This is a genomic window from Streptomyces sp. NPDC001231, from assembly GCF_042896885.1.
Lineage (GTDB): Bacteria > Actinomycetota > Actinomycetes > Streptomycetales > Streptomycetaceae > Streptomyces.
In genome coordinates, this window is sequence record NZ_JBIAXS010000005.1 from 117,722 (window position 1) to 130,914 (window position 13,193).

The 13,193-nt window shown below is 68.1% G+C and carries 10 protein-coding genes; 7 read left to right on the top strand and 3 right to left on the bottom strand.

The features are described 5' to 3' along the window. Positions 1 to 49: 49 nt before the first annotated feature. The 3 genes from ACFY3J_RS08275 (at position 50) to ACFY3J_RS08285 (ending at position 2,823) form a co-directional block, all read left to right on the top strand. Positions 50 to 373: a hypothetical protein gene (locus ACFY3J_RS08275; RefSeq protein ID WP_365426485.1), complete on the top strand. Its 324-nt coding sequence runs from the start codon at positions 50 to 52 to the stop codon at positions 371 to 373. A 213-nt stretch (positions 374 to 586) separates the two neighbouring features. Further along, positions 587 to 1,708, top strand: coding sequence for a peptidoglycan bridge formation glycyltransferase FemX (gene femX, locus ACFY3J_RS08280; protein WP_384174342.1), 1,122 nt, complete (start codon positions 587 to 589; stop codon positions 1,706 to 1,708). A gap of 83 nt (positions 1,709 to 1,791) precedes the next feature. Continuing rightward, the gene (locus ACFY3J_RS08285; protein ID WP_384174344.1) at positions 1,792 to 2,823 is read left to right on the top strand and encodes an alanine racemase; all 1,032 of its coding nucleotides are present in this window, start codon (positions 1,792 to 1,794) and stop codon (positions 2,821 to 2,823) included. Positions 2,824 to 2,915: 92 nt separating this feature from the next. On the opposite strand, the gene ACFY3J_RS08290 is transcribed toward ACFY3J_RS08285, so the two are convergent. Then, entirely contained in the window at positions 2,916 to 4,424 is a 1,509-nt protein-coding gene (locus ACFY3J_RS08290; protein WP_384174347.1) for a glycosyltransferase family 87 protein, read from the bottom strand. Positions 4,425 to 4,532: 108 nt separating this feature from the next. Further along, entirely contained in the window at positions 4,533 to 7,259 is a 2,727-nt protein-coding gene (locus ACFY3J_RS08295) for a transglycosylase domain-containing protein (protein WP_390840569.1), read from the bottom strand. Between the two features lie 399 nt (positions 7,260 to 7,658). Between ACFY3J_RS08295 and ACFY3J_RS08300 the strand changes: the two genes are divergently transcribed. From ACFY3J_RS08300 to ACFY3J_RS08315, 4 genes are all read left to right on the top strand, one after another. Further along, entirely contained in the window at positions 7,659 to 8,342 is a 684-nt protein-coding gene (locus tag ACFY3J_RS08300; RefSeq protein WP_384174353.1) for a PadR family transcriptional regulator, read from the top strand. A gap of 44 nt (positions 8,343 to 8,386) precedes the next feature. Next, positions 8,387 to 9,469 carry an inositol-3-phosphate synthase gene (locus ACFY3J_RS08305; protein ID WP_388482647.1) on the top strand — a complete coding sequence of 361 codons (1,083 nt, stop codon included), beginning with the start codon at positions 8,387 to 8,389 and terminating at the stop codon, positions 9,467 to 9,469. Positions 9,470 to 9,569: 100 nt separating this feature from the next. After that, on the top strand, positions 9,570 to 10,832 hold the full coding sequence (locus tag ACFY3J_RS08310) for an MFS transporter (protein ID WP_390840570.1): 1,263 nt from the start codon (positions 9,570 to 9,572) through the stop codon (positions 10,830 to 10,832). Positions 10,833 to 10,931: 99 nt separating this feature from the next. Next, positions 10,932 to 11,465, top strand: coding sequence for a hypothetical protein (locus ACFY3J_RS08315; protein ID WP_390840571.1), 534 nt, complete (start codon positions 10,932 to 10,934; stop codon positions 11,463 to 11,465). Between the two features lie 107 nt (positions 11,466 to 11,572). Here ACFY3J_RS08315 and ACFY3J_RS08320 read toward each other — a convergent pair whose 3' ends face one another. After that, on the bottom strand, positions 11,573 to 13,045 hold the full coding sequence (locus ACFY3J_RS08320; RefSeq protein ID WP_390840572.1) for a CCA tRNA nucleotidyltransferase: 1,473 nt from the start codon (positions 13,043 to 13,045) through the stop codon (positions 11,573 to 11,575). Positions 13,046 to 13,193: the final 148 nt, after the last annotated feature.

A 13,193-nucleotide genomic window follows, 5' to 3' on the forward strand; every position in this document is an offset into this window, starting at 1 on the left:
TCGGGTGTGCACCGCGCTAAGATGCGCCGCTTTTCGCTGGAGGTGCTCCATGGCACAGACGATGCGACCGAACACCGCCGCGGGTGGTGGCCTCTTCGCCACCGACGGCAAGTCCCACCCGGTCCAGGACACCCTGCTCGTGGTGACCCTGGTGCTGGGCGTGCTGGCGTTCATCACCGGGCTCCTCTTCCACAGCCTGCACCTGCTGAGCTCCTGGGCCGGTCTGGTGGGGATCCTCACCGGGGCGTACGGACAGTGGATCTCCGTGACGACGCGCGAGCGCTTCGGGCTGATCCTCGGCCTCGGCGCCTCCGCGGTCGGCTTCTATCTCGGCCTGGCGCACGGCGGCCTCTTCGGCGGCCTGTTCAGCTGACAACGGGCACGCCCGGCCGCTCCTTATGGACGGCGTCCGCCGGACACCGCGGACGCCGCCCGTATGACCGCACGCCCGGCGCCACGGCGGTGAACAGGCCGGGGCGAAGGTTGCGTGCGGCCAGTCTGCGCGCTCCCAGGGCGCAGTAGGCTTCGGCGCGAGAGCCGGAGCCCCTGTACCCATGGGGACACGCCAGCCCGAGGAGCGCCCCGAATGAGCCTGACCCTGAGGACCATCAGTCGAGAGCAGCATCTGGCCTACATCCAGAACCTGCCCGCGGCGAGTCACATGCAGGTCCCGGCCTGGGCAGAGGTCAAGGCGGAGTGGCGCTCGGAGAACCTGGGCTGGTTCGACGACCGCACCGGCGAACTGGTCGGCGCGGGTCTCGTCCTGTACCGCCAACTGCCCAAGATCAAGCGGTATCTCGCCTACCTGCCCGAGGGCCCGGTCATCAACTGGTTCGCGCCGAATCTCGACGACTGGATCCAGCCGATGCTGGCGCATCTGAAGCAACAGGGCGCCTTCTCGGTGAAGATGGGCCCGCCGGTGATCATCCGCCGCTGGAACGCCGAGACCATCAAGAAGGGCATCCAGGACTCGGACGTCAAGCGCCTGCGCGACCTGGAGGCCGACTTCATCGAGCCCCGCGCCTTCGAGGTCGCCGACAAGCTGCGCCGTATGGGCTGGCAGCAGGGCGAGGACGGCGGCGCCGGCTTCGGCGACGTGCAGCCCCGTTACATCTTTCAGGTGCCGCTCGCCAACCGGTCCCTGGAAGAGGTGCACAAGAACTTCAACCAGCTGTGGCGCCGCAACATCAAGAAGGCGGAGAAGGCCGGGGTCGAGGTCGTCCAGGGCGGCTACCAGGATCTCGAGGAATGGCAGCGGCTGTACGAGATCACCGCGGTGCGCGACCACTTCCGGCCCCGCCCGCTGTCGTACTTCCAGCGCATGTGGACGGCCCTCAACACCGAGGACCCCAACCGCATGCGGCTGTACTTCGCCCGGCACAACGGCGTGAACCTGGCCGCGGCGACGATGCTGATCGTGGGCGGGCACGTCTGGTACTCCTACGGCGCCTCCGACAACATCGGCCGTGAGGTCCGGCCCTCGAACGCGATGCAGTGGCGGATGCTGCGCGACGCCTACGCGCTCGGCGCCACCGTCTACGACCTGCGCGGCATCTCCGACTCGCTGGACGAGACCGACCACCTCTTCGGTCTGATCCAGTTCAAGGTCGGCACCGGCGGCCAGGCCGCCGAGTACCTCGGGGAGTGGGACTTCCCGCTGAACAAGCTGCTCCACAAGGCGCTCGACATCTACATGTCGCGCCGCTGACCTGACGCTCTTCGCTTCGACCCCGTCGACACCTTCCATACTTCTGATACACCGCACCCCCGAGAAAGGTTCCAGGTCCGGCCATGGCGCTCACGCTCTACGTCGACACCGCGCGCTGGCGGGCGCACCACAAGCACGTGCAGGAGCAGTTCCCCGGGCTGGTCCCGGTCTGCAAGGGCAACGGCTACGGATTCGGGCACGAGCGGCTGGCGGAGGAGGCCACCCGGCTGGGCTCCGACATCCTCGCCGTCGGCACGACGTACGAGGCCGCCCGCATCAAGGACTTCTTCAGCGGTGACCTGCTGGTGCTGACGCCCTACCGCCGCGGCGAGGAGCCGGTACCGCTGCCCGACCGTGTGATCCGCTCGGTGTCATCGGTCGATGGGGTGTACGGCCTCGTCGGGGCCCGTGTCGTCATCGAGGTGATGTCCTCGATGAAGCGGCACGGCATCAGCGAGCAGGACCTGCCGCAGCTGCACGCCGCCATCGAGAACGTCCGGCTGGAGGGCTTCGCCATCCATCTGCCGCTGGACCGCACGGACGGTTCGGACGCCGTGGAGGAGGTCATCGGCTGGATGGACCGGCTGCGCGCGGCCCGCCTGCCGCTGCACACGATGTTCGTCAGCCACCTCAAGGCGGAGGAACTCGTCCGGTTGCAGCAGCAGTTCCCGCAGACGCAGTTCCGTGCCCGTATCGGCACGCGGCTCTGGCTGGGGGACCACGAGGCCACCGAGTACCGCGGCGCGGTCCTGGACGTCACGCGGGTCACCAAGGGCGACCGTTTCGGCTACCGCCAGCAGAAGGCGGCCTCGGACGGCTTCCTGGTGGTCGTGGCGGGCGGTACGTCGCACGGAGTGGGCCTGGAGGCCCCCAAGGCGCTGCACGGCGTCATGCCGCGCGCCAAGGGCGTCGCCCGCGCCGGCCTGGCCACGGTGAACCGCAACCTCTCCCCGTTCGTCTGGAGCGGCAAGCAGCGCTGGTTCGCGGAGCCGCCGCACATGCAGGTGTCGATCCTGTTCGTTCCCTCGGACGCACAAGAGCCCAAGGTCGGTGACGAGTTGGTGGCCCATCTGCGCCACACCACCACGCAGTTCGACCGGCTCATGGATCACTGAGCCGTCCCCCCGAGCACCCGTTCTCGCACGACAGGCCGTACCCGGCAGTGCCGGGTACGGCCTTTCGCATGACCTCCTGAATCCCTGTTCGCTCAGAGCGAACCGCTCTGGGGTGCCGACGTGCCCTGTCCGCCCCACTCCACCTGCGGTCCGCCGAAGTCGGCCTCCCGGTGCGGCGGACGGGCCCGGGTGCCGAGGACGAAGACGTCCTCGGCACCGTCGAGGACACCGCCCGAGGGGTCGTCGTCGCCGGCGCGGCGCACCACGTCCCGTTCCGGCATGAGGATGTCGCGCACGACGACCGCGCTCAGGTACAGCGTGCCCAGCAGGTGCACGGCGATCGCCCAGTGGTAGCCGTCGGTCGGCAGACCCTTGTGGGCGTCTCCGCTGGTCGTGTACGCCAGGTACATCCAGATGCCGAGGAAGTAGGCCACCTCGCAGGCCTGCCAGATCAGGAAGTCCCGCCACTTGGGGCGGGCCAGCGCGGCCAGCGGGACCAGCCACAGGACGTACTGCGGCGAGTAGACCTTGTTGGTGACGATGAAGGCCGCCACGATCAGGAAGGCGAGCTGGGCGAAGCGCGGACGGCGCGGGGCGTACAGCGTCAGCGCCGCGATACCGAGGGCGCACAGCACCACGAGCAGTGTGGCCGTGGTGTTGACGAAGTCGGTACTCGGCGGGCTGCTCGAGTTCTGGGCCCAGATGAGCCAGAAGGAGCCGAAGTCGACACCCCGGTCATGGCTGAACTTGTAGAACTGCCACCAGCCCTCCGAGGCGAAGGCCATCACCGGCACGTTCACCACCAGCCAGGTGACGACGGCGCCCGCCAGGGCCTTGCCGAAGTCCCGCCACTTGCCCGCCCGCCAGCACAGCACGAACAGCGGGCCGAGCAGGAAGACGGGATAGAGCTTGGCGGCCGTGGCGAGACCCAGCAGGACGCCGAAGGCCACCGAGCGCCCGCGAGACCACATCAGCATCGCGGCGGCCGTCAGGGCGACCGCCAGCAGGTCCCAGTTGATGGTGGCGGTCAACGCGAAGGCCGGCGCGAGGGCGACCAGCAGACCGTCCCACGGTCGCCGGGCGTGTGTGCGGGCCACGCAGACGGCGATGACGGCGGCGCACACCATCAGCATCCCGGCGTTGACCATCCAGTACCACTGTTCCTGGTGCTGGATGCTGCCGCTGTGCGGGGTCAGCCAGGAGGCCACCTCCATGAACACCCCGGTCAGTACGGGGTACTCCAGGTACGGCATGTCGCCGGGGAGCTTGTCGAAGTAGGGCACGAGGCCCTCGGCGAAGCCGCGGCCCTGGTAGAGGTGCGGAATGTCCGAGTAGCAGGCCTTCGTGTACTGCGAACTCGCGCCGAAGAACCAGGCACCGTGGTAGCAGGGCACCTTCTGGACCAGGCCGAGGGCGAACATGCCGATCGCGACGAGCGCGACGACCCGTACGGGGGTCCACCAGGACCTCCCGAGCAGGACACGCCGCCCGACGGGGCCGCCGATCAGCTCACTGCCGGCCGCCGCGACCTCGTCCTCCTTGGTGGGCCGCACCGGGTCCGGCTCGTGCACGCTCGCTTGCGTCGATTCAGCACTGGGCATGGGGCACATCCTGCCGTACACGTCCGGGAAAAGGCCTAGGGCCGCCGCACCCGGCAGGTGCGGCGGCCCTCGTTTCACGTGAAACACCCTCGTGGGGCGGCCAGGCGGCTAGTTGCCCGTGCCTCCGAAGAAGCCTCCGTTGCCGTTGCCTCTGTTGCCGCCTCCGTTGCCGTTGCCTGAATCGGTCGGTGACGGCGGCGCGCTGACGCCTCCGTCCGTACCGCCGTCGCCCGTACCACCGCCGTTACCGTTACCGTTGCCGTTGCCGTTGCCGTCGCAGCCGAAGAAGCCGCAGCGCGACGGGGTCGGCGAGGGGGTCGGGCTGGGCTCGACCTCGCTGGGCGTGGGAGACGGTGTCGGGCTGGTCTCCTCGGTCGGGGTGGGCGAGGGCGTCGGCGTGGGGCTGGGCACCGGGTTGACGATCTCGCCGATGGGCTCGGGCTTCGGGAACTTCTCGGCCGGCACGCCCTGGAGCGCCTCCAGCATGTAGTCGTGCCAGATCTCGGACGGGAACGAGGCGCCATGGATCTTGTCCTGGCCACCCGTGCCGTACATCTCCTCGAACTTGCGCGACTTGTTCTTCTCGTTGTCGTCCAGCCGGAACATGCCGATCGCGGTGGACAGCTGCGGGGTGTAGCCGACGAACCAGGCGGACTTGTTCCCGTCCGTGGTACCGGTCTTGCCGGCCACCTCACGCCCGGGCAGCTGGGCGTTGGCGCCCGTACCCTTCTCGACCACGGTCTTGAGGATGTCCGTGACGTTGTCGGCGACGGCCGACGTGAAGGCCCGCGTGGGCTTGCCCTCGTGCTTGTAGACCTGCCCGTCCTTGCTGTTGACCTCCAGGACGGAGAACGGGTCGTTCTGCTCACCACTCTTGGCGAAGGTGGCATAGGCGCCCGCCATGCGGATGGCGCTGGGGTCGGAGATACCGATGGAGAAGGACGGGAAGCCGGTGCCGGTCAGGCTGTTCTCCTTCAGACCGGCATCGAGAGCGGCCTGCTTGACCTTGTCCAGGCCGACGTCCATGCCGAGTTGCACGAAGGCGGAGTTCACCGACCACTGCATCGCCTCGCGCAGGTCGATCATGTAGCTCGGGGGCTTTCCGAGCGACTCGTTACCGTCGTTGGTCTGCAGCCACTCCCCGTCCTTCTCGTCCCTCCAGACGGTCCCGTCGTAATTCTTGATCTTGAGCTTGTTCTTACCGCTGAACCGGCTCTTGGGCGACACCTGGGTGCGTTCGTCCTGTGACTGCGATTCGCCCAGGCTGGGGTCACGGACGCCGTCCCGCATGGCCGCGGCCAGTACGAACGGCTTGAAGGTCGAGCCGACCTGGGCACCGGTCGCGTCGGCGTTGTTGGTGAAGTGTTTGGTCGCGTCCTCACCGCCGTAGATCGCCACGATGGCACCCGTCTTCGAGTCCACCGAGGCCCCGCCGAACTGGACGTGCGTGTCCGTCTTCGGGCGCAGCTTGGGGTTGATGTTGGCCTTCTGGACCTTCTTGACCGCGTTCTCCAGCTTCGCGACCTTCTTCTTGTCGAAGGTCGTCCTGATCGTGTAGCCGCCCAGCCGCAGCTTGTCCGCGGTGATGCCGGTCTCGTCACTGTGGGTGACCAGATAGCTGTTGGCCAGGTCCACGAGGTAGCCGATCTGGCCGCTCAGCTGGGTGCTCGACCGGGGATTCTTCCAGTCGGGGAGCTTGGTGTACTTGGCCCGCTCGGTCGCGCTCAGATGCTGGCCCTGGACCATCTTGTCGAGCGTGTCCTGCATCTGCGTCAGGGCCCGCTGTGTGTTCTTCTCCGCGGTGGCACCGGTGGGGTCGATGGACGTCTGGCCCGCCGGGTCGTAGTACGTCGCGCCCTTGAGCATCGCGGACAGGAAGGCGCACTCGCCCGGGTTCAGGTCGATGGAGTCCTTGTTGAAGTAGGCACGCGCGGCCGCCTGGATCCCGTAGGCACCCCGGCCGTAGTAGGCCGAGTTCAGGTAGCCCGCGAGGATCTCCTTCTTTTTGACGGTGGTGCCGACCTTGACCGAGATGAAGATCTCCTTGAACTTACGGGAGATCGTCTGCGACTGGTCGTCCAGCCTCGCGTTCTTCACGTACTGCTGGGTGATGGTGGAACCACCCTGGGTCTGGCCACCGGTGGCCATGTTGAAGAACGCGCGGGCGATGCCCTTGGGGTCGACGCCGCTGTCGGAGTAGAAGGTCTTGTTCTCCTGGGAGATGACCGCCCACTGCATCGCCTCGGGGATCTGCGACAGGTTGACGATCTGCCGGTTCGTCTCGCCACCCGTCGAGACCATCGGCGTCTTGTCGGACCAGAGGTAGACGTTGTTCTGCGCGGTCGCGGTCGCGGCGACATCGGGCACGCCCACCATGGCGTACCCGATACCGGCGACCGCCACCAGGCTCCCGAGGAAGCCGATGAACAGTCCCGTCACGAGTTTCCAGGACGGCATCCAGCGGTGCCATCCGTCCTTGCCCGCGCGCGGGTAGTCGACGATCCGGTTCTTGGCGGGCGGCGCCGCCCGGCCACGGCCGCGCCCGGGCCCGTTCGGGCCATCGGGCCCGCCGGGCCGGCCACGACGGCCGCCACCTCTCTGTGCCGCCCGCCGAGCGGCGGCACGACCCTCGTACGGGCGCTCCTCACCTCCCGCGCCATACGAACCCGACCCCGGGCCCGGCCCTTGGGAACCGGATCCATAGGAATCGGCTGGAGATCCGCTGGCGCCTCGCGGTGCCGCGCGGCGGCCGGAGGACGAGCCGGACTGGCCACGTCGGGCCGCGGCACGTCCGCCTCCCTGCGGCTGCGGCGGTTTGCGACGGTGCTCGCTCATCGAACGATTACTCCTCGGGCAGGCGCACCCTTGCGCGCCTGGAAACGGCGGCTGGTTTCCGGTCCCCCCGAAGTACGGATGTGGTCGGTCGCGTATTCACCCGTACCGCACCGGGGACGAGGATGTCCCCCGGGCGTCACTTGGTTCCCGGCGGTGTGCATGGCGCACAGACTACGCACTGGCAAAACCCGCTGAGCCTCGAAGTTCACCCCAAATCAGGCAACTTGCCTCCGACCGACTTGCGATGTGATCCCGTTCACCCTGCCTCCTCTTGTCGCATCCGGGGCTGGGATCTATCGTCGTGATGTATCGAGTCGATACATCAGTCCGAGATAAGCATCGCCATGGCACCCGGAACGGCCCCCGCCGCCGCCGGATCGCGGGAGAGAGGAGGCGACGATGGGCCGGCGTTCCGGCATCCTCGAGTTCGCCGTTCTCGGCCTGCTCCGCGAATCTCCGATGCACGGCTACGAGCTGCGCAAACGACTCAATACGTCACTGGGTGTGTTCCGTGCGTTCAGCTACGGGACGCTCTATCCCTGCCTCAAGACGCTGGTCGCCAACGGCTGGTTGATCGAGGAGCCGGGGAACGCTCCTGAGGACGCCGTCTCCGCCGCGCTCGCAGGGCGCCGCGCCAAAATCGTCTACCGGTTGACGGCCGAAGGTAAGGAGCACTTCGAGGAGCTGCTCTCTCAGACGGGCCCCGACACGTACGAGGACGAGCACTTCGCCGCGCGCTTCGCCTTCTTCGGGCAGACGTCGCGCGACGTACGCATGCGCGTGCTGGAGGGCCGCCGCAGCCGGCTGGAGGAGCGTCTGGAGAAGATGCGCACCTCTCTGGCACGCACCCGGGAGCGCCTCGACGACTACACACTCGAGCTCCAGCGCCACGGGATGGAGTCCGTGGAGCGCGAAGTGCGCTGGCTGAACGAGCTCATCGAGAGCGAGCGGGCCGGGCGGGACCTCAAGGGTTCCGCCTCCGGGGGACCCGCGTCGCTGGACACCACCACTGGAACGACGGGCGGCCTGCCCCGGTCCGGGGAGTCTCCCCGGCCGGATACGCCCGACGACACCGCCACGTGAGGTCCCGTCGGGGCTTCACCGAATACACACAGGGAGCAACCGGAATGGGTTCGGTTCGCGTAGCCATCGTCGGCGTGGGCAACTGCGCCGCGTCGCTGGTGCAGGGCGTCGAGTACTACAAGGACGCCGACCCGGCGTCGAAGGTCCCGGGCCTCATGCACGTGCAGTTCGGCGACTACCACGTGCGTGACGTCGAGTTCGTCGCCGCCTTCGACGTCGACGCGAAGAAGGTCGGCCTGGACCTCGCCGACGCCATCGGCGCCTCCGAGAACAACACCATCAAGATCTGCGACGTGCCCAGCACCGGTGTGACGGTTCAGCGCGGCCACACGCTCGACGGTCTCGGCAAGTACTACCGGGAGACCATCGAGGAGTCCGCCGAGGCCCCGGTCGACATCGTCCAGGTCCTCAAGGACAAGCAGATCGACGTCCTGGTCTGCTACCTGCCCGTGGGCTCCGAGGACGCGGCGAAGTTCTACGCCCAGTGCGCCATCGAGGCCAAGGTCGCCTTCGTCAACGCGCTCCCGGTCTTCATCGCCGGCACCAAGGAGTGGGCGGACAAGTTCACCGAGGCAGGCGTCCCGATCGTCGGCGACGACATCAAGTCGCAGGTCGGCGCGACCATCACGCACCGCGTCATGGCGAAGCTGTTCGAGGACCGCGGTGTCATCCTGGACCGCACCATGCAGCTGAACGTCGGCGGCAACATGGACTTCAAGAACATGCTGGAGCGCGACCGCCTGGAGTCCAAGAAGATCTCCAAGACGCAGGCCGTCACCTCCCAGATCCCCGACCGGGACCTCGGCGAGAAGAACGTCCACATCGGCCCGTCCGACTACGTGGCCTGGCTCGACGACCGCAAGTGGGCCTACGTCCGCCTCGAGGGCCGCGCCTTCGGCGACGTCCCGCTGAGCCTGGAGTACAAGCTCGAGGTCTGGGACTCCCCGAACTCCGCCGGTGTCATCATCGACGCCCTGCGCGCCGCGAAGATCGCCAAGGACCGGGGCATCGGCGGCCCGATCCTGTCGGCGTCCTCGTACTTCATGAAGTCCCCGCCGGTGCAGTACTTCGACGACGAGGCCCGCGAGAACGTGGAGAAGTTCATCCGCGGCGAGGTCGAGCGCTAGAGAGCGCTTCGCAAAACCGCTCCTGCCAGGGCTGTTGGGCCCCCGTCCGTGTACGCCGTGCGTGCACCCGGGGGCCCTCCCACATGTGAGGCTGTGCCCCATGGCCGTCGTCCGTGACCTGCGTGTCCTGCTGCGCTTGAGGAACTTCAGACGCCTGCTCGCCGTGCGGGTGCTCTCCCAGAGCGCCGACGGCGTCTACCAGGTCGCGCTCGCCACCTACGTCGTCTTCTCCCCGGAGAAGCAGACCTCGCCCGCCGCGATCGCCTCCGCAATGGCGGTCCTGCTCCTGCCGTACTCCCTGGTCGGCCCCTTCGCGGGCGTCCTGCTGGACCGCTGGCGCCGCCGCCAGGTCTTCCTCTACGGCAACCTGGCGCGTGCCGTGATGGCGACCGCCACGGCCGTGCTGATGGTCGCCGCCGTGCCGGACTGGCTGTTCTACGTCTCCGCGCTGTGCGTCACCGCCGTCAACCGCTTCGTCCTCGCCGGCCTGTCGGCCGCGCTGCCGCGCGTCGTCGACGCCGAGCGGCTGGTGATGGCCAACTCCCTGTCGCCGACCGCCGGCTCCCTGGCCGCGTTCGCGGGTGGCGGTCTCGCCTTCGTCGTACGGCTGGTGGGATCGGACTCCGACGCGGCCGTGGTACTGCTGGGGGCCGCCCTGTATCTGTGCGCGGCCCTGACCTCGCTGCTCATGGCACCAGATCTGCTCGGGCCCGACCGGGGGCCGGAGCGGACACGGCTGGGCACGGCACTGACCGTCACCGCACGCGACCTGGCGGCGGCCGTACGGCACCTCGCCGCGCCGTCCCGGCGGCAGGCCGCCTGGGCACTGGCCTCGATGACGTTGATGCGTTTCTGCTACGGGGCACTGACCGTCATGGTGCTGATGCTGTGCCGCTACGGCCTGACCTCGAACACACGGGAGGGACTGCGTCTGCTCGGGCTGGCGCTGGCCCTCTCCGGCGCCGGGTTCTTCGCGGCGGCCGTGATGACACCGTGGGCGGCCGGCCGGCTCGGGTCGGCCCGCTGGATCGCCGTGTGCGCCGGCTCCGCGGCGGTTCTCGAGCCCGCCCTGGGCCTGCCGTTCGCCACCGGCCCCCTGCTCGTCGCGGCGTTCGTGCTGGGGCTGACCACCCAGGGCGCGAAGATCTCCACGGACACGATGGTGCAGTCCGCAGTCGACGACGGCTTCCGCGGCCGGATCTTTTCCGTGTACGACGTGCTGTTCAACATGGCGTTCGTCGGCGCCGCGGGGGTCGCCGCGCTGATGCTGCCACCGGACGGCCGGTCGGCCCTGCTCGCCGTCATGATCGCCGTGATCTACGGCGCGGTTGCGGCCGCTATGACCCGCTTTGCAGGCCGATAAGTGTCACATCAACGCCACAGAGTCCCACCGGGCTACAGCAGTGTCAGTCATGGCCTGTAACTTACGTGCGTCTTATTTCGACAGCATGTTCCTGCCATCATGCCCAAGTTCCAGGGGGACCCCCAAGTGACCACTCCGCCGCCGCCCCAGGGCCAGAACCCGTACGCCCAGGCGCCCAACGCTCCCATGGGGCAGCAGCCCGGTCAGCCCGGATCCCCGCAGCAGCCTTACCCGCCGCAGGCTCCGTACGCCCCCTTCCCGCAGCAGCAGGGTGCACCGGTCCCGCCGCCCGTTCCGCCGAAGTCCGGGGCCAAGAAGGCGCTGGGCATCATCGGTGCGGTCGTCTTCGCCATCGCCATCCTCCTCGTCAAGTTCGGCATCGGCTGGTGGTTCAGCCAGAACGACGCCGAGACGACCTCGGTGGGTTCCTGCCTGCACAACAAGGGAACGGACTCCAGCCCCGACCTCAAGGAGGTCGATTGCTCGTCCAGCGACGCGGAGTTCAAGGTGGTCCAGAAGTTCGACGGCTCCTCCGACGAGGACAAGTGCGAAGGCGTCAAGGGGTGGACCATCTCCTACATCCAGTCCGGAGGCGGGCACGACGTGGTGCTGTGCCTGAAGGAAACGCAGTAACACCCGCATGACCCATGACTGAGGGGCGATGTTTCACGTGAAACATCGCCCCTCGGTGTTTCCCGGGCCTGTGTTTCACGTGAAACACAGGCCCTTTTCACACGACCTCAGCCCTGCTCCTCCTGCTCGACCCACCACTCCTTGAGGGCCGCCACCGCCGCATCGTGCTCCATCGGGCCGTTCTCGAGGCGGAGCTCCAGCAGGTACTTGTACGCCTTGCCGACGGCCGGACCAGGCTTGACGCCCAGGATCTCCATGATCTGGTTGCCGTCGAGGTCCGGGCGGATCGCGTCGAGCTCCTCCCGCTCCTGGAGCTGGGCGATGCGCTCCTCCAGACCGTCGTACGCCCGGGACAGAGCGGCCGCCTTGCGCTTGTTGCGGGTGGTGCAGTCCGAGCGGGTCAGCTTGTGAAGACGGTCGAGCAGCGGACCGGCGTCGCGGACGTAGCGGCGGACAGCCGAGTCCGTCCACTCGCCGGTGCCATAGCCGTGGAAACGCAGGTGGAGTTCGACCAGCCGCGAAACGTCCTTCACCAGTTCGTTGGAGTACTTCAGCGCGGTCATGCGCTTCTTGGTCATCTTCGCGCCGACCACCTCGTGATGGTGGAAGGAGACCCGGCCGTCCTTCTCGAAGCGGCGCGTGCGCGGCTTGCCGATGTCGTGCAGTAGAGCGGCAAGGCGGAGGGCCAGGTCGGGTTCCTCCTCCAGCGCCATTGCCTGCTCCAGCACGATCAGCGTGTGGTCGTAGACATCCTTGTGCCGGTGGTGCTCGTCGCTCTCCAGACGCAGGGCGGGCAGCTCGGGCAGGACATGACCGGCGAGACCGGTGTCGACGAGCAGGGTCAGGCCCTTGCGCGGGTGAGCCGACAGGATCAGCTTGTTCAGCTCGTCCCGGACCCGCTCGGCCGAGACGATCTCGATGCGCCCCGCCATGTCCTTGATCGCCGTGACGACCTCGGGGGCGACGTCGAAGTCGAGCTGGGCGGCGAAGCGCGCCGCCCGCATCATGCGCAGCGGGTCGTCGGAGAAGGACTCCTCGGGTGTGCCCGGGGTGCGCAGCACACGCGCCTCGAGGTCGCCGATCCCGCCGTGCGGGTCGATGAACGTCTTCTCCGGCAGCGCCACGGCCATGGCGTTGACCGTGAAGTCACGGCGGACGAGGTCCTCCTCGATGGAGTCGCCGTACGACACCTCAGGCTTGCGCGAGGAGCGGTCGTAGGCCTCGGACCGGTAGGTGGTCACCTCGATCTGGAAGCACCGGTCGACGTCCCCGACGCGGGCCTGCTTCTGCGCCCCGACCGTGCCGAAGGCGATCCCGACCTCCCAAACGGCATCCGCCCATGGCCGCACGATCTTCAGTACGTCCTCGGGGCGGGCGTCGGTCGTGAAGTCCAGGTCGTTGCCGAGCCGGCCGAGCAGTGCGTCCCGGACCGAGCCTCCGACCAGGGCGAGAGAGAACCCGGCCTCCTGGAAACGGCGCGCGAGGTCGTCGGCGACGGGGGCCACCCGCAGCAGCTCGCTCACCGCGCGCTGCTGCACCTGGTTCAGGGCAGGGGAAGTGTCTTCGTTGGCGTTCGGCACAACAGAAAAGGGTACGTGGCCCGGGCACTCGACCGCGCCGTCATTGTTCGGGCACCGGGCTCGGCCGGTCCGTCGGAACGACACCACCGGAGGTACCGCGGCAGACCCCTTTATTACCTACTCAAACCCTGCCTTTGTGACGTAATGA